27 protein-coding genes are annotated in these 26,219 nt (G+C 74.5%); 13 read left to right on the forward strand and 14 right to left on the reverse strand.

Annotated elements, in window-relative coordinates; genetic code table 11:
- Positions 1-3 precede the first annotated feature (3 nt).
- Entirely contained in the window at positions 4-1,257 is a 1,254-nt protein-coding gene (gene ectB / locus WHI96_RS14345) for a diaminobutyrate--2-oxoglutarate transaminase (protein ID WP_345653500.1), read from the reverse strand.
- Complete coding sequence (ectA, locus tag WHI96_RS14350) at positions 1,254-1,856, reverse strand: diaminobutyrate acetyltransferase (protein WP_345653497.1); 603 nt, start codon at positions 1,854-1,856, stop codon at positions 1,254-1,256. Before ectA ends, ectB begins: the two co-directional genes overlap by 4 nt.
- A gap of 325 nt (positions 1,857-2,181) precedes the next feature.
- Between ectA and WHI96_RS14355 the strand changes: the two genes are divergently transcribed.
- The gene (locus tag WHI96_RS14355) at positions 2,182-2,490 is read left to right on the forward strand and encodes a hypothetical protein (RefSeq protein WP_226354063.1); all 309 of its coding nucleotides are present in this window, start codon (positions 2,182-2,184) and stop codon (positions 2,488-2,490) included.
- A 142-nt stretch (positions 2,491-2,632) separates the two neighbouring features.
- Here WHI96_RS14355 and WHI96_RS14360 read toward each other — a convergent pair whose 3' ends face one another.
- Both WHI96_RS14360 and tatA read right to left on the reverse strand, forming a co-directional pair.
- On the reverse strand, positions 2,633-3,373 hold the full coding sequence (locus WHI96_RS14360) for an SDR family oxidoreductase (protein ID WP_345653492.1): 741 nt from the start codon (positions 3,371-3,373) through the stop codon (positions 2,633-2,635).
- A 20-nt stretch (positions 3,374-3,393) separates the two neighbouring features.
- Positions 3,394-3,666 carry a Sec-independent protein translocase subunit TatA gene (gene tatA, locus WHI96_RS14365; RefSeq protein WP_345653489.1) on the reverse strand — a complete coding sequence of 91 codons (273 nt, stop codon included), beginning with the start codon at positions 3,664-3,666 and terminating at the stop codon, positions 3,394-3,396.
- A gap of 201 nt (positions 3,667-3,867) precedes the next feature.
- Between tatA and WHI96_RS14370 the strand changes: the two genes are divergently transcribed.
- The 4 genes from WHI96_RS14370 (at position 3,868) to WHI96_RS14385 (ending at position 8,746) form a co-directional block, all read left to right on the forward strand.
- The gene (locus WHI96_RS14370; RefSeq protein WP_345653486.1) at positions 3,868-4,737 is read left to right on the forward strand and encodes a HalD/BesD family halogenase; all 870 of its coding nucleotides are present in this window, start codon (positions 3,868-3,870) and stop codon (positions 4,735-4,737) included.
- A complete protein-coding gene (locus WHI96_RS14375) occupies positions 4,734-6,527 on the forward strand; it encodes a choline/carnitine O-acyltransferase (RefSeq protein ID WP_345653809.1) in 1,794 nt (597 codons plus the stop codon). Before WHI96_RS14370 ends, WHI96_RS14375 begins: the two co-directional genes overlap by 4 nt.
- Before the next feature lie 17 nt (positions 6,528-6,544).
- Complete coding sequence (locus tag WHI96_RS14380) at positions 6,545-7,519, forward strand: NAD-dependent epimerase/dehydratase family protein (protein WP_345653483.1); 975 nt, start codon at positions 6,545-6,547, stop codon at positions 7,517-7,519.
- Positions 7,520-7,639: 120 nt separating this feature from the next.
- Entirely contained in the window at positions 7,640-8,746 is a 1,107-nt protein-coding gene (locus WHI96_RS14385) for a hypothetical protein (protein ID WP_345653481.1), read from the forward strand.
- Between the two features lie 9 nt (positions 8,747-8,755).
- On the opposite strand, the gene WHI96_RS14390 is transcribed toward WHI96_RS14385, so the two are convergent.
- Together WHI96_RS14390 and WHI96_RS14395 are read right to left on the reverse strand one after the other, a co-directional pair.
- On the reverse strand, positions 8,756-10,759 hold the full coding sequence (locus WHI96_RS14390) for an alpha-amylase family protein (RefSeq protein ID WP_345653478.1): 2,004 nt from the start codon (positions 10,757-10,759) through the stop codon (positions 8,756-8,758).
- Positions 10,760-10,790: 31 nt separating this feature from the next.
- A complete protein-coding gene (locus WHI96_RS14395; protein WP_345653475.1) occupies positions 10,791-11,630 on the reverse strand; it encodes an alpha/beta fold hydrolase in 840 nt (279 codons plus the stop codon).
- Positions 11,631-11,731: 101 nt separating this feature from the next.
- Between WHI96_RS14395 and WHI96_RS14400 the strand changes: the two genes are divergently transcribed.
- Positions 11,732-12,316 (forward strand): VldE C-terminal domain-containing protein, encoded by a 585-nt coding sequence (locus WHI96_RS14400; RefSeq protein ID WP_345653472.1) that lies wholly within the window; start codon positions 11,732-11,734, stop codon positions 12,314-12,316.
- A gap of 9 nt (positions 12,317-12,325) precedes the next feature.
- On the opposite strand, the gene WHI96_RS14405 is transcribed toward WHI96_RS14400, so the two are convergent.
- Both WHI96_RS14405 and WHI96_RS14410 read right to left on the reverse strand, forming a co-directional pair.
- Complete coding sequence (locus WHI96_RS14405; RefSeq protein WP_425571720.1) at positions 12,326-12,823, reverse strand: VOC family protein; 498 nt, start codon at positions 12,821-12,823, stop codon at positions 12,326-12,328.
- Between the two features lie 64 nt (positions 12,824-12,887).
- The gene (locus tag WHI96_RS14410) at positions 12,888-13,991 is read right to left on the reverse strand and encodes an LLM class flavin-dependent oxidoreductase (RefSeq protein WP_345653462.1); all 1,104 of its coding nucleotides are present in this window, start codon (positions 13,989-13,991) and stop codon (positions 12,888-12,890) included.
- Between the two features lie 100 nt (positions 13,992-14,091).
- On the opposite strand from WHI96_RS14410, the gene WHI96_RS14415 reads away from it, so the two are divergent.
- The 3 genes from WHI96_RS14415 (at position 14,092) to WHI96_RS14425 (ending at position 17,601) form a co-directional block, all read left to right on the forward strand.
- A complete protein-coding gene (locus WHI96_RS14415) occupies positions 14,092-14,553 on the forward strand; it encodes a MarR family winged helix-turn-helix transcriptional regulator (protein ID WP_345653459.1) in 462 nt (153 codons plus the stop codon).
- A 572-nt stretch (positions 14,554-15,125) separates the two neighbouring features.
- Complete coding sequence (locus tag WHI96_RS14420) at positions 15,126-15,749, forward strand: DedA family protein (protein ID WP_345653453.1); 624 nt, start codon at positions 15,126-15,128, stop codon at positions 15,747-15,749.
- 454 nt (positions 15,750-16,203) lie between these two features.
- Positions 16,204-17,601, forward strand: a complete 1,398-nt coding sequence (locus WHI96_RS14425) for an amidase (protein WP_345653450.1) — start codon at positions 16,204-16,206, stop codon at positions 17,599-17,601.
- Positions 17,602-17,606: 5 nt separating this feature from the next.
- Here the strand turns inward: WHI96_RS14425 and hppD are convergent, their stop codons facing one another.
- The gene (hppD, locus tag WHI96_RS14430) at positions 17,607-18,803 is read right to left on the reverse strand and encodes a 4-hydroxyphenylpyruvate dioxygenase (protein WP_345653447.1); all 1,197 of its coding nucleotides are present in this window, start codon (positions 18,801-18,803) and stop codon (positions 17,607-17,609) included.
- Complete coding sequence (locus tag WHI96_RS14435) at positions 18,803-19,849, reverse strand: Glu/Leu/Phe/Val dehydrogenase dimerization domain-containing protein (protein WP_345653444.1); 1,047 nt, start codon at positions 19,847-19,849, stop codon at positions 18,803-18,805. Before WHI96_RS14435 ends, hppD begins: the two co-directional genes overlap by 1 nt.
- A 189-nt stretch (positions 19,850-20,038) precedes the next feature.
- On the opposite strand from WHI96_RS14435, the gene WHI96_RS14440 reads away from it, so the two are divergent.
- From WHI96_RS14440 to WHI96_RS14455, 4 genes are all read left to right on the forward strand, one after another.
- Positions 20,039-20,653 (forward strand): carboxymuconolactone decarboxylase family protein, encoded by a 615-nt coding sequence (locus WHI96_RS14440; protein ID WP_345653441.1) that lies wholly within the window; start codon positions 20,039-20,041, stop codon positions 20,651-20,653.
- A gap of 35 nt (positions 20,654-20,688) precedes the next feature.
- Positions 20,689-21,129: a CBS domain-containing protein gene (locus WHI96_RS14445; RefSeq protein WP_345653438.1), complete on the forward strand. Its 441-nt coding sequence runs from the start codon at positions 20,689-20,691 to the stop codon at positions 21,127-21,129.
- 121 nt (positions 21,130-21,250) lie between these two features.
- Positions 21,251-22,072 carry an aldo/keto reductase gene (locus WHI96_RS14450; RefSeq protein WP_345653806.1) on the forward strand — a complete coding sequence of 274 codons (822 nt, stop codon included), beginning with the start codon at positions 21,251-21,253 and terminating at the stop codon, positions 22,070-22,072.
- Positions 22,073-22,227: 155 nt separating this feature from the next.
- Positions 22,228-22,539 carry a hypothetical protein gene (locus WHI96_RS14455; protein ID WP_345653435.1) on the forward strand — a complete coding sequence of 104 codons (312 nt, stop codon included), beginning with the start codon at positions 22,228-22,230 and terminating at the stop codon, positions 22,537-22,539.
- A 7-nt stretch (positions 22,540-22,546) separates the two neighbouring features.
- On the opposite strand, the gene WHI96_RS14460 is transcribed toward WHI96_RS14455, so the two are convergent.
- From WHI96_RS14460 to WHI96_RS14475, 4 genes are all read right to left on the reverse strand, one after another.
- On the reverse strand, positions 22,547-22,876 hold the full coding sequence (locus WHI96_RS14460) for a hypothetical protein (protein WP_345653826.1): 330 nt from the start codon (positions 22,874-22,876) through the stop codon (positions 22,547-22,549).
- A 142-nt stretch (positions 22,877-23,018) separates the two neighbouring features.
- The gene (locus WHI96_RS14465; protein WP_345653432.1) at positions 23,019-23,327 is read right to left on the reverse strand and encodes a YciI family protein; all 309 of its coding nucleotides are present in this window, start codon (positions 23,325-23,327) and stop codon (positions 23,019-23,021) included.
- Positions 23,328-23,385: 58 nt separating this feature from the next.
- The gene (locus WHI96_RS14470) at positions 23,386-24,333 is read right to left on the reverse strand and encodes an acyl-CoA desaturase (RefSeq protein WP_345653429.1); all 948 of its coding nucleotides are present in this window, start codon (positions 24,331-24,333) and stop codon (positions 23,386-23,388) included.
- A gap of 863 nt (positions 24,334-25,196) precedes the next feature.
- Positions 25,197-26,093 (reverse strand): type IV secretory system conjugative DNA transfer family protein, encoded by an 897-nt coding sequence (locus WHI96_RS14475; protein ID WP_345653803.1) that lies wholly within the window; start codon positions 26,091-26,093, stop codon positions 25,197-25,199.
- Positions 26,094-26,219: the final 126 nt, after the last annotated feature.

Below are 26,219 nucleotides of genomic sequence, written 5' to 3' on the forward strand. Positions count from 1 at the left end.
GGATCAGCTCCCGATGACGGTCTTGACGGACTCGCCGATGATCGCAAGACCCTCGTCGAGTTCGTCGTCGGTGGTCGTGAGCGGCGCCAGGAGCTTGAGGACCTCGTCGTTCGGACCGGCGGTCTCCAGCAGCAGGCGGTGCTCGAAGGCCTTGGCCGCCACCTTCTCCGCGAGACCCTCCCCCTCGAACTGGATGCCCCGCGCCATCCCACGGCCCTTGGTGAACATCTCGGTACCCCGGCTGTCACCGATGATCTTGTTGAAGGCCTCCTCGACCTTCTCGCCCTTGCGCAGCGTCTCCTTCTCCAGCGTGTCGTCGGTCCACCAGTTGCGCAGCGTGTGCGTGGCGGTGACGAACGCGGGGTTGTTGCCGCGGAAGGTGCCGTTGTGCTCGCCGGGGCCCCACTGGTCGTACTCCGGCTTGATCAGCACGAGCGCCATCGGCAGGCCGTAGCCGGAGATGGACTTCGAGATGGTGACGATGTCGGGCTCGATGCCCGCGATCTCGAAGGAGAAGAACGGGCCGGTCCGGCCGCAGCCCATCTGGACGTCGTCGACGATCATCAGGATGCCCTTGCGGGTGCACAGGTCGCGCAGACCCTGCAGCCACTCGATGCGGGCCGGGTTGAGCCCGCCCTCGCCCTGCACGGTCTCGACGATGACCGCGGCCGGCTCGTTGAGACTGGACCCGGTGTCGTCGAGGACCTTCTCGAACCACAGGAAGTCGGGCATCTTGCCGTCGAAGTAGTTGTCGAACGGCATCGGCGTCGAGTGGACCAGCGGGATACCCGCGCCACCGCGCTTCATGGAGTTGCCGGTCACCGACAGCGCGCCCAGCGTCATGCCGTGGAAGGCGTTGGTGAAGTTGATCAGTGCCTCGCGGCCGCTGATCTTGCGGGCCAGCTTCAGCGCCGACTCGACGGCGTTCGCGCCCGTCGGGCCGGGGAACTGCACCTTGTACTGCAGGTTCCGCGGTTTCAGGATGACGTCCTCGAAGGTGCTGAGGAACTCGCCCTTGGCCGAGGTGTACATGTCGAGCCCGTGGGTGATGCCGTCACGGGTCAGGTACTCGATCAGGGGCTTCTTCAGCACCTCGGGGTTGTGCCCGTAGTTCAGGGCGCCCGCACCACCGAAGAAGTCCAGGTAGGAGTTGCCGTCGACGTCGGTCAGACGGCTTCCCTTCGCCGTGTCGAAGACGACGGGCCAGTTACGGCAGTAGCTCCGGACCTGGGACTCGAGATCCTCGAAAACGGTCATGTGTTCCCACCCTTGTCTGCTGCGATCGGGCCGATGAGATACAGGTTCTCCGGCTCGTGCTCGTCACCGAGCAGGTCGGGACCGAAGAGGTCCTCCTGCTCGATCGTCGTGTCGTGGCGCTCCGCGAACTTCGTGAACAGGCGGATCGAGGAGGCGTTGTCCGGCGTGATGGTCGTCTCCATCCGCTCGACGCCCGTCGCGGCGACCGCCTGGTCCCAGACGGCGTCCAGCATCCGGCCGGCGAGCCCCGCCCCGCGTGCCACCGGGTCGACGCACACCTGCCAGACGAGCAGGGCGCCGTTCTCCGGGCGCAGGTAGCCGGTCACGTAGCCGACGGCACGGCCGTCGTCGCGCCGGGCGATGACCGAGGTGCGCGCGAAGTCGCGGCACCACAGGACGTAGGCGTAGCGGGAGTTCGCGTCCAGTGTCCGCGCCTCCACCGCCAGCCGCCACATGTCCACCCCGTCCGCCGGGACCGGGGAGCCGATCTCGTACGAATGGTCACCGTCGGCGTCGGCCGCCGGGGCGGGTGCGCCGGTCGCGGCATCCCCGTCCGGCGCCGTGGACGCCCGCGGAGGAGCCTGTTCGGGAGCGGTCATGACTGGCGAGATTAGTGCCGTCGGGCGCACGTCGCAGCCGCTGACGCCGGGCGGCGGCCCGCGGGGCCGCGATCCACGTGACCGGCGCCACAGCCGGCCCCGGCGCGGTCGCACCCGGTGTCCGCCCTGGAAGACACCGTGATCACCGGTCCGTCCGGACGGCGCCCGGGCCCCCGTCCGGAGCGGCCCGAGGGCCCGACGTGGCGCTCGCCACGCTCCGCGACCGCCCGGGCCCACGTTCGGCCAATCGTGCGGATGCACTTGCATCTGCACCGCTGCGGGGTGACGATGACTGTTCCGTCGAATCGCGCCCGGAGGAGCTGCCGTGTCGGTGACACCCGCCAGTACGCGCCCCGTGGCCGTGGCGACCGCGCCGGACGAGGAGCAGACCGTCACGGTCACCTGTGCCCGTGACAGCCGCAGCCACGTCGTTGCGCAGGCGGTCCTGGCGGACTCGCTCGCCGCCGGGACCGGCCACTGCACCGCGCTCTGCGGGCACGTGGTGCTGCCGGCGTCGCTGGCCTCCCCGCCCGGGGACGGCTGCCTGCTGTGTGCCGAGACCTCCGGGGCCGGGCGCCGTGCCCGCCGCCGCGGGCGGATCGGTTTCGGACGCTCGGCCCGCGCCGCCTCCTGAGCGCCGCCGCCGACCGCCGTCCACACAGCCGGTCCGTTCCCCACCGCCGGCCGGGCCCCGACCCGCGCCGGTGGCTCCCGACCCGCCGCCGCTCGAGGCCGGCCGCCGACTCAGCCCGCCGTCGACTCAGCCCGCCGTCGACTCAGCGCCCGCCGGACACGTCCAGCACGGCCCCGGTGACGTAGCTGGCCTCGTCCGACAGGAGCCAGGCGATCGCCGTCGCCACCTCGTCGGGACGACCGGCGCGGCCCATCGGGATCGACGGCGCCATCCGTTCGATCCGCCCCGGCTCGCCGGCACGGGAGTGGAAGTCGGTGTCGAGCAGGCCCGGCCGGACGGCCGCCACCCGGATCCCGTCCGCGGCGACCTCCTTCGCGAGCCCGACGACGAGCGCCTCGACGCCGGCCTTCGCGGCCGCGTAGTCGTTCCACTCGTCGGGCGAGCCGAGCACCGCCGCGCGGGAGGTGACGTGCACGAGCACACCGCCCGCACCGCCGTAGCGGGTGGACATGCGGTGCACCGCCTCGCGCGAGCACAGCAGCGCCGCGCGCAGGTTGAGCGCGACGACCTCGTCGATCCGGGCGTCGCTCATGTCCTCGAGACGCTGCCGCGAGGGGGCACCGCCGGCGTTCGCGACCACACCGGTCAGCGGCGACGGCATGGCCGACGCCGCGTCGAACAACCGCTCGACGCCCTCGGTGCGGGTGACGTCCGCGGCGACCGCGTCGGCGTGCACCCCGACCGCCCGGCACTCCGCGACGACGGCCGCGGCGTCCTCCGGGGACGCCCGGTGCCCGACGAGGACGTCCTGGCCGCGGGCGGCCAGGAGCCGAGCCGTGGCCGCGCCGACCCCGCGGCTGGCCCCCGTCACGAGCACCGTCATGCGTCGTCCGTCCTGCGGCGTCAGGCCCGGTGGGTCTCGGGGCCGGGCTCCGGACGGGCGGCGCCCTCCGGCGTCCCCGGCTGCCCGGTACCGGGCTCACGGATCTCGGCGTCGGCACGGGCCGCACCGCCGGGTCCGATCTCCCCGGGGGGCTCGTCGTCGCGGAGGCCGCGCATCTCGCTCCTGAGGATCCGGCTGGACCGACCGACCGACCGCGCCATCTCCGGCAGCTTCTTCGCGCCGAACAGCAGGACCAGCACGACCAGCACGATCAACCAGTGGGTGGGGCTCATAGCTCCCATGACAGCCTCCTCGCTCGCCGACGGGATCAACGAACCATCCTCCGCCGGGGTTCCCTCCCGCAACAGCCTCCCACGGCGCACGGAAGCTGACCGTTCGGTCACCCACCGTTGATCCGGCGACGTCGACCGGGTTTGGATGACGGTGACACCGTGGGCGGCACCGGTGCTGCCCGGGCACGAAGGAGCTGATCCGTGCAGCCGACCGCACTCGCGGCCCCGCAAGAGCTGGACCCGGTCGATCTGACCCGCTACCCGGTGCACGAACCGGGCTCGTCCGGGTGGGAGGACGCGGTCCGCCGGGCCCGCGCCCAGCTCGCCACCGACGGCTGCGCGGTCCTGCCCGGATTCGTCCGGGCGTCGTGGCGGGACCGGCTGCGGAGCGAGGGCGAGGCGGTCGCCCCGCTGGCGCACTACGAGACCGCCGTGGTCAACGTCTACAACACCGACCCCGACCCCTCGCTGCCCGCCGACCACCCGGCGCGGGTGCCGATGGAGCGGGGCAACGCCTTCGTGGCCCGCGACCGGATCCCGGCCACCGCGGTGGTCCACCGCCTCTACACCCAGCCCGGGTTCCGCGCGTTCCTCGCCGCCTGCACCGGCGTGCCCGAGCTGCACGAGCTGGCCGACCCGCTGGCCGGGCTGTGCCTGAACGTCGTCGGCGACGGCCGGTCGCACCCCTGGCACTTCGACACCAACGAGATCGCGATCAGCCTGCTCACCCGCGCGCCGGAGGCGGGCGGGGTCTTCGAGTACTGCCCGGACATCCGCAGCACCTCCTCGGAGAACACCGCCGACGTCGCCGAGGTCCTGCACGGCAGGGGCGGCGACCGCGTCCGACGACTGGTGCTGCGCCCCGGTGACCTGCAGCTTTTCCGCGGCCGGTACTCGCTGCACCGGGTGACCGAGGTCCGCGGCGACACCGCCCGGCACACGGCGATCTTCTCCTACAGCACCCGCCCCGGGGTGGTCGGCAGCGCGGTCCGCACCCGGCAGCTCTTCGGGCGAACACTGTCCGATCACGGGGGGTCGCGCGCAGTCCGAGTCGACGGGCTGCTGGACTGACACACGTGACCACCACGTTCGCGGCCGACGACCAACTGCCGAAGGTACCGCTCCCGACCCTGTCCGCCTCGGTCGAGCGCTTCCTCGAGTGGTGCGCCCCGCTGCTCACCCCCGACGAGTACGCCCGCACCGAGTCCGCCGCCCGCGAGCTGCTCACCGAGGGCGGCCCGGCGTCGGTGCTGCAGGCCGACCTGGAGCGCTTCGACGGCGGCGCCCACAGCTGGCTGGACGCGTTCTGGCCGTCGCGCTACCTGGGCCGGCGCGACCGGATCGCGCTCAACGCGAACTTCTTCTTCCTGTTCGGGCCGGGCCCGACCACCGACCCGTGCGAGCGGGCCGCGCAGCTCACCGTGGCCGCCCTCGGGCACAAGGCCGACCTCGACGCCGGGACGTTCCCGCCGCTGGTCAACCGCGACGTGGCACAGTCGATGGACCAGAGCCGCCACATCTTCTCCACCACCCGCATCCCGGGCGACCCCCAGGACAGCGTCCGCACCCCCTACAGCGACGACTGGCCGGGCCCGTCCACCGAGCGGCACGTCGTGGTGCTGCACCGCGGCCGGATCCACCGCCTCGACGTGTTCGGCCCGGACGGGGCGGCGCACACCGCCGAGGAGATCGCCGGCGCGCTGCGGGAGATCCGCGACGCCCACCCCGAGCGGGCCGCCACCGGCGACGCGGTCGGCGCGCTCACAACCCTGGCCCGCGCCGAGTGGGCCGCGGTGCGGGACCGGCTGACCGGGCTGGACCCGGCCAACGCCGAGGCCGTCGACCTCGTGGAGCGGGCGCTGCTCGCGATCTGCCTCGACGAGACCGACCCCGCCGACGAGGAGTCCGCCGCGCGGACCCTGCTGGCCGGGGACTCCGGCGACCGCTGGTTCGACAAGGCGCTGTCGATCGTGGTGCTCGCCGACGGCACCGCCGGGATCAACGTCGAGCACTGCGAGCTCGACGGCACGACCGTGCTCACCCTGGTCGACGCCATGTTCGCCGACCCGGTCGAGGTGCACGCCGAGCGGATCGGGACCCGCCCGCAGGGCGCCCCGCCGCACGGCGAGCTGCGGTTCGTCCTCGACGACGACCTGCGCACCACCGTCACCCGCGCGCACGACGAGTTCGCCGCGTTCCTCGACGCCACCGCCACCGAGCTCGTCGCCTTCGACGACTTCGGCGCACGCGACGCCAAGGCCCTGAAGTGCTCCCCGGACGCCTTCGTACAGGCCTGCTACCAGGTCGCGCACCGGCGGGCCAAGGGCGTCACCGGGGCCACCTACGAGTCGATCGCGACCCGGCAGTTCCGGCGCGGCCGCACCGAGGCGTTGCGGGTGATCACGCCCGAGATGGTGACCTTCGTCGACACGATGGGGGACCCGCAGGCCTCCGACGCCGACAAGGTCGACACCTTCCGGGCCGCCGCCGCGGCGCACGGCGCCCGCGCGAAGCAGTGCCAGCAGGGTGACGCTCCCGAGCAGCACCTGTGGGAGCTGGACTGGATCCGGCGCCGTCGCGGTGCGGAGCTGGGCGTCACCGAGCAGCTCGCGGTGTTCGACTCCCCCGGCTGGACGATCATGCGCGACGACTGGCTGTCGACCAGCTCCGCGCCGTCGGACAACATCCGGTACTTCGGGTTCGGCTCGACGAGCTCGCGCTGCATCGGGGTGGCCTACGTGCTGCTGCCCGACCGTCTCCACCTGCACCTGTCCACCCCGGCCGACCAGGCCGAGGGGATGCACGCGTTCGCCCGGGAGCTGCGGACGGCGGTGACCGAGCTGCGGAACCTGCTTGCCTGAGCGGGTTCACTGGTGGGATGGAGCGCGTCCTCGTCACCGGCAGTTCCGGCCACCTCGGCGAGGCGCTGGTCCGCACGCTGACCGGCGACGGGGTGCCCGTCGTCGGCCTGGACCGGCGGCCCTCGCCGTGGACCGCGGTCGTCGCGTCGCTGACCGACCGCGACGCACTGAGGTCGGCGCTGCGCGGGGTCACCCACGTCCTGCACACCGCGACGCTGCACAAGCCGCACGTCGGCTCGCACAGCAGGCAGGACTTCGTCGGCACGAACGTGTCGGGCACCCTCGCGGTGCTGGAGGAGTCCGCCGCCGCGGGGGTGCGGGGCGTGGTGTTCACGTCCTCGACCAGCGCGTTCGGCCGCGCGCTGACCCCGGCGCCGGGCGGGCCCGCGACCTGGATCGACGAAACCGTGGTGCCGCGGGTGCGCAACGTCTACGGCGCCACCAAGACCGCCGCCGAGGACCTGTGCGAGCTGGCCGCGCTGGACCCGGGGCTGCCGGTGGTGGTGTTGCGGACCTCGCGGTTCTTCCCCGAGTCCGACGACCGCGACGAGGTCCGCGCCGTCCACGACGACGCCACGCTCAAGCTGGTGGAGTTCTGCCACCGGCGGGTCGACGTCGCCGACGTCGTGTCCGCGCACCTGGCCGCGGCCCGGCGGGCGCCCGCGCTCGGGTTCGCCCGCTACGTGGTCAGCGCACCGCCGCCGTTCCACCGGTCCGACCTCGCCGAGCTGGGCCGCGACCCGGTCACGGTGCTGGAGCGGCGGGCCCCGGCGCTCGCCGCGCTGCTGGCCGACCGCGGCAGCCCGGTGCCGCCGGTGGACCGGGTGTACTGCCCGGACCGGGCGGTGGCCGAGCTGGGCTGGACCCCGGTCTGGGACGTCGACGCCGTGGTCGCGCGGGTGCGCGACGGCGGGCCGCCGCGCAGCCCGCTGGCCGACGCCGTCGGGGCGAAGGGCTACCACGATTCCCCGACCGGGGTGTACACCCGGTGATTTCACCTCGCCGGACCGGGTGACTGTAGGTCGTCAGGGCTAACGCCGTGGGTACGAACGGCGGTAGAGGTGACACAGCACCTGTCGCCGACCGTGACGCCGTACCCCGGAGGTCCTGCCATGACCGGCCCGCAGCACCGACCCAGCCCCGGCCCGCGCGGTGCCGACGCCGACCGCGCGCGGCCGTCGCCGCGACCCCGGCACGGGTTCGACGACCACGGGTTCCCCGAGGACTCCTACCAGGGCGGCTACCCGGACCTGCGGTCGTCGCGGCCGGTGGAACGGGCGACGCCCACCGACCCGGAGGGCTTCGGCGAGCTGTACGGCGGGACCGGGCCGCAGCCGGCCGTCGGACGGGGCGGGTATGCCGCACCGATGCGCTACGAGGGCTACGGCGCCCCCGTGCCGGCGGGCGGGTCGCAGCCGGGCGGCGACGACCCCGCGGACGGCGGGTACGGCGAGTACGGCCGGGCCGCGCACCGCAGGCCCGAGGAGCCGCTCACCCCGACCCGGGCCGCCTACGGCGAGTACGGCGACCCCGAGTCCCGTGGCGGGACCGCGATCGACGGCGGCCCGCCCTACCCGGCCACCTCCGAGCAGGACGACGCTCCCGGGTACGGCGGCCCGCCCGCACCCGACGAGCCGTCCCGGACCGGCGAGCCGCACCGCGCCTCCGCGGACCACGACGTCGCGGGCAGGGACGACGCCGCGCCGCCCGCCGCCGCGTACGGCCGGGAGGAGCGCTCCGTCCACGGGGAGGCCGGCGGCACCGCGGTCGCCGAGCGCACCGCCCGCGGGACCGGGGCCGGGGCCGTTCCGGCGCCGCGGCCCACGTCGGAGTCCGGCGGGCGTCGTCCGGCGACGGTGGCCGAGGCCGCCGCGGCCCGCTTCGGCGCGTCCGGCCGGACCGCCGCCCCGGCGCGGGACGAGCTCGCCGAGCGGACCGGTCCCCCGGACCGGGCGACCGCACCGGCAGGACCGGGCGGCGAGGCGACCGGGCCGGTCACCACGGCGCGCCGCCCGGCGGCCGCGCCGGCCCCGGTGACCGTGGCGAAGGACCCGACCGCGCTCACCGTGCTGCGGGTCGTCACCTACGTGCTGGTGTCGCTGTCCTGCCTGGTGTTCCTGGCCGGAGTGGTCTACGGGCTCGTGATGTTCCTGGAGCTCCGCTCGGCGCTGGGCACGTCACCGCTGTTCGGGGGCGGCACGCCGTTCGGGAGCTACTGAGGGCGTGGCTCACGGCTCCGCGAGCCACGCCCAGGACAGCGGCGGGAGGTGGGCCCGTCCGCCCTCGGTGCGGACCGGCCCGTCGGAGGACAGCACCGTGTCCAGCCCGGTGACCAGGGCCGCGTCGACCGAGGCGGGCCGGTCGGCGACGTTGACCAGCCCGACGAATCGGCCGCCGCGCGGGTGCCGCCGCGTCCACCCGAGCACGGCGGGGTCGTCGAGGTCGGGGACCTCCACCGGCGCCGACGCGTGCAGCGCGGGCAGCTCGGCCCGCACCGCGGCGAACCCGGTCAGCGCGGCGAACACCCGGCCCTCCACCGCGTCCGGGTCGTAGCGCCGGGCGAACGCGGCCTCGTCCATCGGGGGGCGGTGCATCCAGCGGTTGTCCGCGGCGCGCTCGGGGGCGGCGCGGTAGCCGGTGTCGTTGGCCAGGGCCAGCTCGTCGCCCATGTAGAGCAGCGGGATGCCGCCCCAGCCGTAGACGACGGCGTACGCGAGCAGCAGGCGTCGCACACCCGCGTCGAGGGCGGCGGGGTCGTGGCGGTCGCGGGCGTCGTCGATGCCGCAGAGCGCGGCGGCGCTGCCGGAGATGCGGGCGTCGCCGGTGTCGGGGTCCTCCTGGAACAGCGCGCCGCGGGCGAAGCTGCCCGGGAAGCGCCCGGCGAAGAAGTCGTTGAGGAACCGCCGGTGCGACGGCCCGTCCCAGCCGACGGCGGCGGCGTCGACGTCGGAGACGGCCCAGCCGATGTCGTCGTGGCAGCGGAGGTAGGTCGCCCACGCCGTCGCCGACGGGGCGGGGGTCATCCGGCGCAGCGCGTGCGCGGCGAGGCGGGCGTCGCGGGTGGCCAGGCTCGACCACAGCATCACCATGAGCTGGTTGTGGTAGGCGAGCTCGCACTCGGGGCGGTAGCGGTCGTGCGCGCCGAGGTAGCCGACGAGGTCGTCGGGCGCGACGATCGCCTCCGCCTTGAAGACCACCGCCGGGGCCGCGATCCGGGTGAGCGCGTGCAGCGCCTGCAGCACGTCGTGGGCCTCGGGCTGGTTCTGGCAGTTCGTGCCGAGCCGCTTGCCCAGGAACGGCGCCGCGTCCATCCGCAGCACCTCGACCCCGCGTCCGGCCAGGGTGAACACGGTGCCGAGCATCGCGGCGAACACCTGCGGGCAGGTCCAGTCGAGGTCCCACTGGTAGTCCCAGAACGTCGTCCACACCCAGCCGCCGGCGCCGCCGTGCGCCTCCGGGACCCAGGTGAACGAGCCGGGCGCCCGGTCCGGGAAGACGTCCGGGATCGTCGCCTCCCACGCGTCGGGCAGCTCGCGGTCCGGGTAGGCCGTGTAGAAGCCGGCGTAGCGCTCGTCGCCGGCGAGCCAGCCGCGCGCCCACGGGTGCTCGGCGGCGGTGTGGTTGAGCACCAGGTCCACGCACAGGCTCATGCCGCGCTCGCGCAGCGCCCCGGCGAGGGACTCCAGGTCGTCCATGGTGCCCAGCCGCGGGTCGACGGCCGTGTGGTCGGCGACGGCGTAGCCGCCGTCGTTCTCCCCGTCGCGCGGCTTGAGCAGCGGCATCAGGTGCAGGTAGCGCACACCCAGGTCGGACAGGTGGTCCAGGCGGGTGCGGACACCGCGCAGGGTGCCCGCGAAACGGTCGGTGTAGGCGACGTAGCCGACCGTGCGGGGGTCCTGGAACCAGTCGCCGTCGACCTCGCGGCGACGGTCGAGCTCGCGCAGCGCCTGCGGGCGGGCGGCCGCGGCGGTCAGCGCGGCGCGGACCAGCCGGGCGGTCAGCTCCGCGGTGTCGGTGACGGCGCCGTAGAGCGCGTCCAGCGGGAGGTGCGCGTCGGCGTACCAGCGTTCGGTGCGGGCGAGGAACCCGGCGGCCTCGACCGGCCCGAGCGCGGCGACCGCCTCCACCGAGAGACCCGGCAGCAGGTCGTGCAGGGCGGCCCGGGCCCGGCGGCGACGCTCGGAGTCGGGCCGGGCGCGGACGGCGTCGCCCGCGGCGGTCGTGCTGATCACCGCGCCATCCTGCCGAACCGGGCGGCCGCTGTCAGGTGCGCGCCAGCACCTCCCGCAGCCGGGCGACGAAACCGGCCGGGTCCTCCAGCCACCCGACGTGCCCGCCGGGGAACGGCTCCGGGTCCCGGCCCAGCTCCGCGGCCAGCGCCCGGGAGGCCCGGTCGCAGATCTGCCCGGCCGAGGCGGACCCGATGCCGACGACGACCCGCCGCCCGCGCAGCTGCTGCGGGTCCGGACGCCACCGGACCGTCTCGCGCATCTCGTGCAGGAAGAAGTGCCGTTCGTCGGCGGCCTGCTGCGCGGTCGCGTCGCCGTCGGTCGCGGGGAGTCCGGCGTCGTCGGCCGCGCTCGCCGCGGCGTCGTCGGGTGCCGCGCCCAGCCCGGCCGACTCCAGGAACAGCGCCCAGGCCGCCGCGGCGCCCTGCTCCCGGCAGGTCCGGACGATCTGCTCGGTCGCCGCGCGGTGCTCCGCCGCGTCGGGCAGCAGCTCCTCCAGCGGCGGTTCGTGCGCGACGACGACCCCCACCAGCTCGGGGCGCTCCTGGGCCAGCGCGAGCGACACCACCGCCCCGCCGCTGGAGCCGAACAGGGTGGCCGGGGCGCCGCCGACGCGCTCGACCAGCGCGGCGAGGTCGGCCGCCCGCAGCGCGACGGTGGAGTCGGTGTCCGGGTCGTCGGCGGGGCTGCGGCCGGTGCCGCGCGGGTCGAACGTGACGACGGTGTGGTCGTCGGCCATCGCGTCGGCGAGCGGGCCGAAGCCCTCGGCACCCATCGGCGAGCCGACGAGCACGAGCAGCGGGCCGGTGCCGCGGACGTCGAAGGTGATGCGGGCGTCCGGGCGGTCGAGCAGATCGGTGGTCACGACGGTCATGGGTGCCTCCTCGCGGGTGGTGTCGTGGTGTCGACCGTCGGCGGGCACCGGACTCATCGCCGTACCGTGGGAAGCACTCCGACAGAACGGACGAAGCCCCCGTGAAGACCCGCGTCGCCCCGGTGCTGGGCGTGCTCCTCGTGCTGGCCCTGCTCGCCGGCGGTCTGACCTGGTTCGCCGGAAGCCGCGGGTTCACCCCCGACGACCTGCGCGATCTGGTCGACCCGCCCCCGCCGGAGCAGTGCGACCAGCCGGACCCGACGACGTCGGGCTGCCTCACCCCGTCCGCGCTGCGCCTGCACGACGCCCTCGTCGGACGGTTCGGCGAGCCGGGCCCGGGGGCGCCGGTGCGGGCGGTCACGTGCTGGTCGGAGCACGCGTGGAACCCGTCGAGCGACCACCCCGCGGGCCGGGCGTGCGACGCCGTCCCCGCCCGCTACGGCGAGTTCCCCGCCGGGCAGGACCTGGAGGACGGCTGGGCGGTCGCGAACTGGGCCCGCGACAACGCCTCCGAGCTGCGGGTCCGGTACGTGATCTGGCAGGGCCGGATCTGGTACCGCGGCACCGGGGACTCCGGGGAGGGCCGGGAGAACTGGGGGCGGCCGTACAACGGCGGCGGGGTCTACGACCCGGAGGACGCCACCGGCGGGCACTTCGACCACGTCCACGTCAGCGTCCGCCGGTGAGCACCCCGCTCACAGCACGTGCTGGCCGTACATCTCCCCCAGCGGGTCGGCGATGAGCTCGATGCGGGCGCCGTCGGGGTCGCGGAAGTAGACCGAGACACCGGAGTGCACCTCGTGCTCCACCCCGGCCTCGGTGAGCCGCGCGACGAGCTCGTCCCACCGCTGCGGCTCGACGCTGATCGCCAGGTGGTGCAGCCCGCCGAGGACCTCGGCGTAGGGGCCGACGTCGAGGCCCGGGAAGTCGAAGAACGCGAGCAGGTTCCCGTTGCCGATGTCGAAGAAGAAGTGCGAGGACCCCGGGTAGTCCCGGTTCTCGATCAGCTCGGTGAGCGGGAAGCCGAGGACGTCCTGGTAGAAGCGCACGGTCCGCTCGACGTCCGAGCTCACCAGGGCGGTGTGGTGCAGGCCGCGGGCGGTGGACTCGGGGCGCTCCCCGGCCGGCTTGAGGTGCGCGGACCGGATGCGGTCGCGGGCGGCGTCGAGGGCGGTGGTGTCGGTCATCGTCATCGGTCCTTCGGGGGTGCGGTGGGGTGGGGGACGTCGGCGGCCGCGCCGGTCCGGCCGGGGGTCCTCACGCGACCACCCGCTCGGGCACGCGGGCGGCGTCGCGGGCGGCGACCAGCGAGGCGTGGGTCGGCGCGTCCGGGACGCCCGGCGCGCGCAGCGCGGCGAACTCCCTGCGCAGCACCGGCACGACCTCCTCACCCAGCAGGTCGAGCTGCTCCAGCACGGTCTTCAGCGGCAGACCCGCGTGGTCGATGAGGAACAGCTGGCGCTGGTAGTCACCGACGTAGTCGCGGAAGCCCAGTGTCCGCTCGATGACCTGCTGCGGGCTGCCGACGGTCAGCGGGGTCTCGCGGGTGAAGTCCTCCAGCGAGGGCCCGTGCCCGTAGACCGGGGCGTTGTCGAAGTACGGCCGGAACTCGCGCACCGCGTCCTGGCTGTTGCGGCGCATGAACACCTGGCCACCGAGGCCGACGATCGCGCGCTCGGCCGGTCCGTGACCGTGGTGCTCCCAGCGCTCGCGGTAGAACTCGACCATCCGCTCCGTGTGCGACGCCGGCCAGAAGATGTGGTTGTGGAAGAAGCCGTCGCCGTAGTAGGCGGCCTGCTCGGCGATCTCGGGGCTGCGGATCGAGCCGTGCCACACGAACGGTGCGACGCCGTCGAGCGGGCGCGGGGTCGAGGTGAAGCCCTGCAGCGGGGTACGGAAGCGCCCCTCCCAGTCGACGACCTCGGTGTCCCACAGCGTCCGCAGCAGCGCGTAGTTCTCGACGGCCAGGTTCAGGCCCTGGCGGATGTCCTGGCCGAACCACGGGTAGACCGGGCCGGTGTTGCCGCGGCCGAGCATGAGGTCGACGCGGCCACCGGCGACGTGCTGCAGCATCGCGAAGTCCTCGGCGATCTTCACCGGGTCGTTCGTGGTGATCAGCGTGGTCGAGGTGGACAGCTGCAGCGTCTCGGTGACGCCCGCGAGGTAGCCGAGCGTGGTCGTCGGCGACGAGGAGAAGAACGGCGGGTTGTGGTGCTCGCCGATCGCGAAGACGTCGAGCCCGACCTGCTCCGCGTGCTTCGCGATGGTCAGGACGTCCTGGATCCGCCGGGCCTCGGTCGGCGTGCGGCCGGTCGTCGGGTCCGGCGTGATGTCGCTGACCGTGAAGACTCCGAACTGCACGGCTTCCTCCTCTGCTCCTCGACGGACCGTTGGTTGATCCGTCATCTACATCGTGCAGCAACATAGATGATGCGTCAACTATTCCGGTAGGATAGGACCCGTGACACGGTGGCTGGACGAGCGCGAGCAGGCGGCCTGGCGAGGGCTGCTCCGGATGCAGGCGCGCCTGCAGGGCGAGCTGCACCGGCGGCTGCAGGCCGGGTCGGGGCTCTCGCTCACCGACTTCGACGTGCTGGTGGCGCTGACCGACCGGCCCGACGAGCGGTGCCGGGTGCTGGAGCTGGCGGCGCTGCTGGAGTGGGAGAAGAGCAGGCTCTCCCACCACCTGGCCCGGATGCAGAAGCGCGGCCTGGTCGCCCGCGAGGAGTGCGACGACGACGGCCGCGGCAACTACGTCGTCCTCACCGGGGCGGGCCGGGTGGCGATCGAGGCCGCGGCGCCGGGGCACGTGGAGACCGTGCGGGAACTGGTCTTCGACGCCCTCTCCGACGACGACGTGGCCGCGCTCGCCCGGATCACCGCCGCCGTGCAGGCGCGGCTCGACGGCCGCGACCCCGGCTGACCGGCCCGCGATCTTCGACCGCTTCCACCGCACCGACGCCACCTGAGCCCTGCCCGGCTCCGGGCTCGGCCTCGCGATGGTGCGCGACGTCGCCCTCGCCCACGACGGCACCGTCCTCGCCGGCGACCGGCCCGGCGGCGGCGCGCGGTGGGCTTCACCGTCGGCGCGCGGCGGCTCCCACCGGGTTCCGGCCCCGCTCATGCCGGCACCGCACCGGACGCGACGAGCCCCGGGAACCGAGGTCCACCCGCACGGCACGGCTCCGTCGTGGGCCCGCGCCACGCGGACGGGTGACGCGCTCACCGGACCGGTGCTACCGGTGGCCGTGCTCACGGCCGTGGCCGGTCCTCCGGGCCTGCCGATCCCGGCCGACGGTGGCACGATCGATGTGCCGGGCAACGACGCCCCGGGAGACCCGGCGGCCGACCCGGCCACGGACCTCGACACCGCCACCCGACGACGCGGTCACGCCCGGTGACGAGGAGCCCGCGTCGTGCGACGACGGCGGGGCGCCCGCCGCCCGGTGCGGCACACAGGGCACCATTCGGTGGAAGACCTGATGGGAGGCGTTCGTGTTCGGACTCGCGGACACCGTGGCCGCACTGCTGGCCGCGATCCCTGCTGCGCCCGTCCGGTCGCTCCTCGTGATCGGGGTCGGGGCGTTCCTCGAGGGCCCGATCGTCACCGTCGCCGCCGCGGCGCTCGCCGGGGCCGGGCAGCTGCCCTGGTGGGGCGTGTGGCTGGCCGCGTTGGTCGCCGACGTCGTCGGGGACACCGCGCTCTACGCCCTGGGCCGTAACGGCGACCGGCCGGCCGTCGCCCGCGTGCTGAACCGGCTGGGCCTGACCGAGGAGCGCCGCGAGGTGCTGACCCGTGAGGTCCACACGCACCTGCCGCGGATCGTCATCGGCGCCAAGCTCGTCGACATCGGTGCGATCCCGGCCTACCTGGCCGCCGGGCTGTCCAAGGTCGGCTACCGCCGCTTCCTGGCCTGGATCGTCCCCACCACCGCGGTGCGCGCCGCGGTGCTCGTCGGGATCGGCTACGCGGCCGGGGACCGGCTCGCCACCGACCTGGAGTCGCGGCCCTGGCTGCTCGTCATCGGCGGGATCGCCGTCGGACTGACCCTGGTCCTCGGGCGCACCGCGATCGTGCGGGCCACCGGCTCGCGACGCCGCGCCGACGCCCGGTCCTGACCGGGCGCTCAGCCGCCCGGGAGGGTCCGCGGCACCCCCGGTGCGTCCGACGGACCGGCGACCGGCACCCACCGCGCGTTGCTGCGCGCGGCCAGCTCGGACGCCCGCTCGTGGTCGGACTCCGGGGCCGGTATCAGCAGCTCCGGGACCCGGCGCGCCGCCGGTACCCGCCGCGCCGGCGGGACCGGGTCGTGGTCGTCGGTGGTCCGGCAGCACGACGATCCGCCGCTCCGCCCGCGTCCGTTCCAGCTGCGCGGTGGCCGCCCGCAACGCGCCGGTGACGATCTCCCCGGTCACGATGCCCGCCGGCGCCCGCAGCACCGGCTCCGCGGCGACGGCACCGTCGAAACCCATGACGCACACCTTCGGTGACCGTGGTGACGGAGGCGGCACCATCCGCGCCCGGCCGGGTCCCCCGTCGTGCGCGATCGTGCGGGGGGCAGGATCGTCCGACATGGACCGACGCGTGCACGCGTTCACCGACGACGCCCTGGGCGACGACGACGCCGTCGCCCTCGCCGAGCGGCTGCGCCGCCGTGAGGTCGCGCCCGCCGAGCTGCGCGCCGCCGTCGCCGCGCGCGCCGCCCGGGTCGAGCCGCACCTGCACGGCCTCGCCCTGGACCGCACCGCCGACCCCGTCACCGGGGAGGCCGACGGCCCGCTGGCCGGCGTGCCGACGCTGGTCAAGGACAACGTCGAGGTCAGGGGCTGGCCCGCGGGCCACGGCACCCGGGCGTTCGTCGCGGCGCCGTCGCGCGAGCACGCCGAGGTGACCCGGCAGCTGCTCGCGTGCGGGCTGGACCTGCTGGGCACGACCCGGATGCCGGAGTACGGGCTGAACGCCTCCACCGAGTTCGCCGACGCCGAGCCGACCCGCAACCCGTGGGACCCGCGTTTCTCGGCCGGCGCGTCGTCGGGCGGGGCGGCCGCGCTCGTCGCCGCCGGGGTGGTGCCGCTGGCCCACGCCAACGACGGCGGCGGCTCGATCCGCATCCCGGCCGCGGCCTGCGGGCTGGTCGGGCTCAAGCCGTCGAGGGGTCGGCTGGCGCCGAACGCGACCGGCACCCGGATGCCGATCAACCTCGTCGCCGACGGCGTGGTGTCCCGCTCGGTGCGCGACACCGCGGTGTTCCTCGGCACCGCCGACCGCGGGCGCCGCAACCCGGCGCTGCCGCCGCTGGGCCTGGTCGAGGGCCCCGCCCGGCGACGCCTGCGGGTCGGGCTGCTGCTGGAGTCCCCCACCGGTGCGGCCGTCGACGCCGACACCCGCGAGACGGTCACCGCCGTCGCGGAGCTGCTCACCAAGCAGGGCCACGAGGTGTCCGAGGCCGTCACCGGGGTGGGGACCCGGTTCGTCGACGACTTCCTCGACTACTGGGGGCTGCTCGCGTTCTCCGTGGTCACCGGCGGGCGGCTGCTGCACGGGCGCACCTTCGACCCGCACCGACTCGACGGCCTGACCCACGGCCTGGCCGACCACTACCGTCGCGCGCTGGCCCGGACCCCGGTGTTCCTGCACCGGCTGCGCCGGGTCGCGGCCACCCACGCCGAGCTGTTCACCCGGCACGACGTGCTGCTCTCCCCGGTACTCGCGCACACCCCGCCGGAGATCGGGTGGCTAGCGCCGACGGTGCCGATCGAGCAGCTCACCGCCCGGCTGCTCGACTACGTGGCGTTCACCCCGCTGGCCAACGTCGCCGGGGCGCCCGCGGTCGCGCTGCCCGCCGGGGCGACGCCCGGCGGGCTGCCGGTGGGGGTGCACCTGGAGGGGACGGTCGGCGACGAGCGGACGCTGCTGGAGCTGGCGTACGCGATCGAGGCCGACCGCCCCTGGCGCCGGATCCGGGACTGAGCCGCTCAGACGTTGCCGCGGCGCTCCTGCTCCCGCTCGATCGCCTCGAACAGCGCCTTGAAGTTGCCCTTGCCGAAGCCGAGCGAGCCGTGCCGCTCGATGAGCTCGAAGAACACCGTGGGCCGGTCCCCGACCGGCTTGGTGAAGATCTGGAGCAGGTAGCCGTCCTCGTCGCGGTCGACGAGGATCCCGCGGGACGCCAGCTCGGCGATCGGCACCCGCACCGACCCGATCCGGGCCCGCAGCTCCGGGTCGGAGTAGTAGGCGGGCGGCGTGTCGAGGAACTCGACGCCGCGGGAACGCAGCACGTCGACGGTGGTGAGGATGTCGTTCGTCGCCAGCGCGAGGTGCTGGGCGCCGGGACCGCGGTGGAAGTCCAGGTACTCGTCGATCTGGGACTTCCGCCGCCCGGGGCTGGGCTCGTTGAGCGGGAACTTCACCCGGTGGTTGCCCGACGCGACGACCTTGCTCATCAGCGCCGAGTAGTCGGTGGCGATGTCGTCGCCGATGAACTCGGCCATGTTCGTGAAGCCCATGATCCGGTGGTAGAAGTCCACCCAGGAGTCCATGCGCCCGTACTCCACGTTCCCGACGACGTGGTCGAGCGCCTGGAACAGCCGGCGCGGCGCGTCCGCGGGCCGGTCCACCGACGAGCTGCGGGCGACGTGGCCGGGCAGGTACGGGCCGGTGTAGCGGGACCGGTCGACCAGGGTGTGCCGGGTGTCGCCGTAGGTGGCGATCGCGGCGGAGCGCACGGTGCCGTACCCGTCGGTCTCCTCGTGCGGCTCGACGAGCACGGTGGCGCCCCGGGCGCGGGCGTGGGCGATGCAGCGGTCGACGTCGGGGACCTCGAGGGCGATGTCGACGATGCCGTCGCCGTGCCGGCGGTGGTGGTCGGCGACCGGGCTGTCCGGGTCGACGGCGCCGCGCAGCTCGAACCGGACCGCGCCCGAGCGCAGGACGTAGGAGTGGTGGTCGCGGTTGCCGGTCTCCGGCCCGGAGTACGCGACGAGCTCCATGCCGTAGACGACCTGGTAGAGCTGCGCGGCCTGGGTGGCGTTGCCGACCGCCCAGACCACGGCGTCCCAGCCGGTGACCGGGAACGGGTCGGCGGAGTCGTCGTGCTCGACGAGGCCGACCAGGCGGTGCAGGGCGGCGGCGTCGAGGTCGGCGAGCTTCTCGGAGTCGGTGAGGATGTCCATCAGTGCTCTCCCGTCAGCGTGCGGGCGGCCAGGTCCTGCGCCGCGGTGACCGTGCTGGTGCCGTGCGTGCGGGCGTCGGCGAAGACGCCGGTCAGGGTGTCGCCGATCGCCCGGGTCCGGTCGGCGACGGCGTCGGCGCTCCAGCCGAGGACCTCGCGGCCGACCAGGTGGATGGCGCCGCCGGCGTTCGCGACGAAGTCCGGGGCGTGGACGATCCCGCGCCGGCGCAGGACCTCGGCCGCGTACGGGTCGGCGAGCAGGTTGTTCGCCGCGCCCGCGACCACCGCGGCGGGGACGGTCGCGGCGACCTCGGCGGTGATCAGGCCTCCGGTGGCGCACGGGACCAGCACGTCGCACTCGCGGGTGGTCACCGCCCCGGTGTCGACCACCTCGGCGCCCAGCTCGTCGGCGGCCGCGGCGCAGCGGGCCGGGTCGACGTCGGTGACGATCAGCTTGGCCCCGGCGTCGGCGGCGAGCCGGGCGACGTCGGCGCCGACCGCGCCGAGCCCCTGGACCAGCACCCGCAGCCCGTCGACGCCGTCGAACCCGGCCTCCGCGACTCCCGCGCGGATCGCGGCGAACACCCCGAGGGCGGTCATCGGGCCGGACGAGCCGGGCCCGCCCGCCGCGACCGAGCGGCCGAACACGTGCGGGGTCAGGCCGGCGAGCACGTCCATGTCGGCCGAGCAGGTTCCGACGTCCGGGCCGGTGGTGTAGTTCCCGCCGAGCAGCTCCAGGTTGGCGGCGTGGATCTCCAGGATGCGGCGCCAGGTCGCGTCGTCGAGCTCGGCGCGCGGCGCCGGGAGCGCGATCACCGACTTGCCGCCGCCCATCGGCAGGCCCGCGACGGCCATCTTCAGCGTCATCGCCCCGGCGAGGCGGCGGGCGTCGGCGACGGCGTCGTCGGGCGAGGGGTAGACCATCGCGCGGGTCCCGCCCGACGCCGGGCCGAGCCGGGTCGAGTGCACCCCGATCACGAACCACGCGCCCGTCCCCCGGTCGTACCGGACCGAGGTCAGTTCGCCGTCCCACTCGGGCAGAGCCATCCCGCGCCTCCATCGCCTCGCTGGTGTGCAGCGAGGACACCCCCGACCCGGCGATCTGCGCAACCGGCCCATCGGGAGCTGCGCACCGGCGGCAGATCACCGGGCCATCGTGCCGGTCGACCTGGACGGATCGTGCAGGAGACCGGCGTCACTCGCGGAGCCCGCCGCCCGCGTCCGTAACCTGGACCGGTGACGACCAGCGACGCCACGACGCCGGCCGACCTGCGCGGCAGGCCGCGACCGCCGGTCCACCCGCGGACCACGCCGTCGGACCCGGCCGGGCTGGACCCCGAGCGTGCCGTGCTGCACGCCCGGATCGCGACCGGCCCGCGCCGCGCACAGGCCCGGGTCCCGCTGGTCGACGACGCCGACCGCCTGCTCGGCCCGTTCGCGACGATGCTGTTCTCCCCGCGCATCGGCGACGCCGTGCAGCAGGTCGGCGCGGCCCTGCGCACCGACGACGATCTCCCGCCGCGGCTGCGCGAGCTGGCCGTGCTCGCCGTCGCCGTCCACCACGGGTCGGCGTTCGAGTGGTCCGCGCACGAGGGACTCGCGCGCGACACCGGGCTGTCCGGGGCGCAGCTGCAGGCCCTGCTCGACGGCGGCGTCCCCGACGGCCTCGACGAGGCCGAGCGGGTCGCGCTGACCACCGTGCGTGCCCTGCTCACGCGGCACGACCTGGGCGACGGCGCCTACGCCACCGCGCTGCGGGCACTCGGCCGGGACACCCTGGCGGCGCTGGTGTGGCTGACCGGGTACTACGCGATGCTGGCCACGGCTCTGGCCGTGTTCCGGCCGGAGTGAGGCCGGGTAACCCGCGTGGAGAGGGGAGGGTCGCGATGAGTACCGCACCGAGCACCGCACCGGACGGGCTGCGCGTGGCCGCGGCCATGCACACCTTCCCCAAGACCTGTGGACCGGCGACGACCGTCGCCCAGGCGTGGACGGCGTTCGAGCGGCCCAAGGTGCACTCGCTGCTGGTCCTCGACGGCGGGCGGCTGCTCGCCGTGGTCGACCGGGCCGACCTGGCCGGGGCCGGCCCGGACGAGCCCGCCGCGCCCCTCGGCACGCTCGACGGGCGGGTGGCCGACGCCGGCGACGACCTGGCGTCGACCTGGGCGGCGATGGCCGACGCCGGGCGGCGGCGGGTGGCCGTCGTCGACGGCTCCGGGCTGCTGCTCGGGCTGCTCTGCCTCAAGCGGCACGGTCGCGGGTTCTGCTCCGACGACGGCATCCAGGCCCGGATCGACGAGCGCGCGGCGGCCCCGTACGGGCCGTGAGCCCGCCCACCGCGGGGAACACCGGCCCCGCGCCGGACGCTGGACGGGGTGACCACCTCCGACGCCGCCGTCGCCACCCGCAGTCGAGAGGACCCTCCCGGTGACCCACCCCGACGACACCATGCTCCTGGGCGGAGACGTCGCCATGCCCCGTCTCGGATTCGGCGTGTCCGAGTCCCGCGACGCCCGCGCCGCCGTCGCCCAGGCGCTCGCGCAGGGCTACCGCAGCATCGACACCGCCGCCGTCTACGAGAACGAGACCGGCGTCGGCGCCGCGCTGGCCGGGTCCGGCCTGCCCCGCCCGGAGCTGTTCGTGACCACCAAGGTCTGGAACGTCGACGGCGACCGCCCCGACGCGCTGGGCGCGGCGCAGCGCAGCCTGGACCGGCTCGGGCTCGACCACGTCGACCTCCTGCTCGTGCACTGGCCGAACGACGACCTCGGGCACTGCCTGTCGACCTGGGAGGCGATGGAGCAGCTGCTCGCCGACGGCCGCACCCGCGCGGTCGGGGTGTCGAACTTCCGGCCGTCGCACCTGCGCAGGCTCCGCTCGCTCGGCGGCCGGCTCCCGGCGCTCAACCAGGTCGAGCTGCACCCGCACCACCAGCAGCCGGAGCTGCGCGCGGTGCACGCCGCGCTGGGCATCGTCACCGGCGCCTGGAGCCCGCTGGGCCGCGGGGCGGTCCTCGGCGAGCCGGTCCTGGCCCGGATCGCCGACCGGCACGGCGTCACCCCCGCCCAGGTGGTCCTGCGCTGGCACCTGCAGCAGGGCACCGTCGCCGTCCCGAAGTCCGACGACCCCGGTCGGATCGCCGCCAACCGCGACCTCGCGGGGTTCACCCTCGACGGGGCCGACCTCGACGCCGTCGCCGCGCTGCACCGGGCCGACGGACGGGGCCGGATCGGTCCGGTGCCCGACCGGGTGGACCGCATCGCGTCGTGAGGGACGTGCGTCATGTCCGCGTGATCACGGCGGCGAGAAGCTCGAGGGCGCCGCGGGCAACGTGAAGGACACGTTCGGCGGCTCGAAGGCCTGACCGCCCGGGGCCCGCCGTCCGGCGGGGCCCGCGTCCCGCCCCGGCGGGATAACGTCGGTGCATGTACTTCCGGATCACCCCCGGCGACGTCGAGCTCGTCGACCCGGACGACGTGCGGGCCTTCCACGTCGTCGCCCCGGCGGATCTGACCGGGGACGCGCTCGCCGACACCGTGCGCAGCACCGGGCTCGGCGAGGTCGCCGACGGCGGCGGGCACGTCCTGGTGCGCGTCGACGCGGTCCGCAGGCTGGCCGCGGGCCGGGTCGGCCCCGACTGGGAGGACGACCTCGCCGGCATGCTCGGCTACGCCCGCGGCAAGGGCTGGCTCTCCGACGACGGCGGCTCGGTGCGCGCCCACGTCGAGCGCGGCTGAGACCGGGCTACGGCAGCAGCGCCCGGACCTCGTCGGGGTCCGGGCCGCCCGGCCCGATGACCACGACGGCGTCGTCGAAGCCCGCGTCGGCGTAGCGGGCCAGGTCGTCCCGCAGGCGCCCGAGGTCGCCGCCCGCGGGCACCGGGAGGGCGTAGGCGACCGCCGCACCCATCAGGACGACGTCGGCGCCGGTCCGGGCGGCGGAGTGCGAGAGCTCGACGACGTCGCCGTAGGACAGCGTCGTGCCGTCGAGGGTCAGGCAGGGGGCCGCGGGATCGAGGGAGGCGCCCTTGTCGAGGTAGAAGGTCAGCGACATCGCGGTCCCCCGGATCTGCACCGTTGCGGACTGCGACGACCGTGGCGGGAATCTGGACAGTAGTCACGATTCCCGCCCACCGGAGTGGGGGAACGCCGACGGCGGACGGCCCGGGAGGGTGGTCCCGGTCCGTCCGCCGTCGTGGTGCGTGCGGGGGTGGCGCCTACGGCTGCCCGGTGAGCGACCCGGCCAGCGGGCCCAGCGGCGGCGCCCACTCGCGGATCTCGGCGCGGGCCACGACGCCGGCCGTGGAGAACGGGTCCCCGTCGACGATCGCCTGCACGGCGGCCCGGTCCTCGACGCGGAAGATCAGCAGGCCGCCCGGGTCCTCACCCGGGGCCCAGGCGCCGGCGACGAGCATCGTCCCGTCCTCGGCGAAGGGGCGCAGGTAGTCGCGGTGGGCGGGACGCGTGGCGTCCCGGAGCTCCGTGTCGTCGGTGTAGGTGTAGATCAGCGCGAAGGTCGTGGCCACACCGCGATCCTCGCACGCGACGACGCCGACGGGCCCCCGTCGGCGTCGCCGTCCGTCGTCACTTCGCGGCGAGGCGCTCCAGGCGACGGGTGGTGGGCCAGCGGACGTTCGTCGCCCAGCCCGCCTTCTCGAAACCGCGGATGACCACGGCGGAGATGTCGATCTGACCCTTCTTCACGCCGTGCCGGGCGCAGGTCGGGTCGGCGTGGTGCAGGTTGTGCCAGGACTCGCCGCAGGACAGCAGGGCCAGCCACCAGACGTTGGCGGACCGGTCACGTGCCGCGAACGGGCGCTCGCCCCAGATGTGGCAGATCGAGTTGATCGACCAGGTGACGTGGTGCAGCACCGCGACGCGGACGAAGCCCGCCCAGAACAGCGCGGTCAGCGCGCCCCACCAGGACATCGTGATCAGACCGCCGAGCAGTGCCGGGCCGAGCAGGCTCGCGACGACGATCAGCGGGAACGCCCTGTCGACGCGCGCGATGTCGCGGTCCTCCAGCAGGTCCGGCGCGAACCGCTTCATGTTGGTCAGGTCGCGCTCGAACAGCCAGCCCAGGTGGGCGTGCCAGAAGCCCTTGACCAGGGCCATCGGGCCGGTGCCGTAGAGCCACGGCGAGTGCGGGTCGCCCTCCTTGTCGGAGAACGCGTGGTGGCGGCGGTGGTCGCCGACCCAGTCGAGCACACTGCCCTGCAGCGACAGGCTGCCCGCGATCGCCAGCGCGATCCGCAGCGGGCGCTTGGCCTTGAACGCGCCATGGGTGAAGTAGCGGTGGAAACCGACCGTGACGCCGAGGCAGCTCACGTAGTAGAAGACGAAGGCCAGCACGACGTCGGTCCAGCCCAGGAAACCCGCTCCCCACGCGAGGGGTACGGCCGCGAGCAGCGCCAGGGTCGGCAGGACGACGAAGAGTCCCACCAGGAACATCTCGCCCGGAGGACGCTTCCCGTCCAGGACGGGTGCGGGACCGCTCCTCGTGGGAGCCGGTGCCGCGTCGAGTGTTGTCATGGCTCCACTACATCGCGTGACGGGCACCGGCGCAGTCCTGCTGACCCCCCTGTGTGGGAGGGGGTATCTCCTCGGCTGGGCCGTTCGCTCGATCCCGTGCCCCCGGGAGCGGAGCCACGCACGCCGTCAGTCGTCCGCTCACCTCACTGCGGTCCGGCGGCGGCGGCGACGGCCACGTCGTCGGCCCGCCGATCAGCACGGAGTCCGGGCAGCCGCACCGGGCAGCCGACCGCGGAGCGCACCGATCGGGTCCTCACTTGCCGCGGCCGCGACCCCGCGTGCGCCGGCTCTGGTGCGGCTTTCCCGCGACGTACTGCCGGGTCCGGGGCTTCGTCCGGGGGATGCGGCGGGTGGGCCGGCCACGCCGGTCGGGTGCGCGGTTCCGCCGTCGACTCGCACCCTGGCGGATGCGCTGCACACGTGAGCGTTCGCTGTCCCGCGACCTGGTCGTCGCCCTACGTGGACGCGGGCGCCGCTCCTCACGTCGCCGGGTGCGGCTTCGGGGCTTCGGCGGGGTGATGAATGTCGTCGCCCGCGGGACAGGCCGCTCGGCGCGCGCAGTCCGGCGCTTCGCATCCTGCTCGGCGAGGTGCTTCGCCGCCTTGTCGATCGCGTTGTTCTCCGGGGTCGTCGCGGCCGGGCGGGGCGCCGACCCGACGGCCTGCACGACCGGTTGCGGTGGGGGCGACGGCGGGAGCGCACCGGGGTCGGGGTTGAGGGTCAGGCCTGCGATCTCCGCCATCACCTTCCCGGTCTTGACCGTCCGCGAGTTCGCCGCCCGCCTGGCCTGTCCCGCCACTCCTCGCGCGGTCCCCGTCAAACCGGACCCGAGTCGAGAGCCGGCGCGCCTCAACCGGGACATCTCATTCCCCGTTCTGGGGGCGCATGTACGGCGACCTCCGTTGCCTACGGACCGGCTCGACCTCCGCCACGGGCAGGCCCGGGCTCAGGTCGTCGTGCGGTCCGTGGTCGAGCACCGTCGGCGGCCCGGCGGCGAGAACCCGCTGCCAAGGCTCCCAGCTGTGACTATGGGTGGTCTCCACGAGTCCGCATCGCCCGACCCGGACGAGGAGTGCGTGCCCGGGTGGGATCGTCGAGATCTCCGACGGCGTCAGCCGGGCCTCTCTCTGGGTCGAGAACTGGTACCCGGTCCCGCTGTTGCTCCCGACGCCCATCCCGAGCGGGAACCCGAACTGCATCGACCGTCCGGTCGAGGTGTTGAACACCGTGTAGGGCCGATCCCAGTCCCCGGCCATGAGGGAGAGGGCCTGCAACGTCCGGGGATCGCCGATTCCCGGGAAGACGACCTTGGTCCCGAACAGCGTGAGGAAGCCGTCGGCCTCCTTGTTCCAACGCTTTCCGGCCTGCGACAGATCCTGGAAACACGCCATGACCTGCAGCCCCTGGCTCCCGGCCTCGGACACGATGTCGGGCAGCTTCCCGATCGGGGCGATGTTGGCGACCTCGTCCAGAGCCCACAGGACGGGGGGTGCCTGACGGTGGGTCCTGGCCTGTTCGCGAGCCCACCGGTAGGCCGCCTGCCGGATCTCTTCCAACAACCCGACGACGAGGGGAGCGGTGATGCTCTGCAGATGAGACGGGGCGGTGATGTAGACGGTGTCGCGCGACCGGACGAAACGATCCGCGTCGAAGTTCTGCCGCTCGCTGCGTCGTGAGACGGTCTCGGTGCCGTAGGCGGACAGAACGATCCGAGCGGTGGCGAACACGGAACTCCGTTCGCGTTCCTCGGTGGCGACGATTGAACCGCCCCGGCGTGTCGGGAGACTTGATCTTCTGAGGAGATGGAGTCATGACACGTCGTTCCCAGCCGCCGTATCCGCCGGAGTTGCGTGAGCGGGCGGTGCGCATGGTCGCCGAGGTCGAGT

Origin of the sequence: Pseudonocardia tropica (assembly GCF_040105315.1) — a bacterium.
In the GTDB taxonomy this organism is placed as follows: domain Bacteria; phylum Actinomycetota; class Actinomycetes; order Mycobacteriales; family Pseudonocardiaceae; genus Pseudonocardia; species Pseudonocardia alni.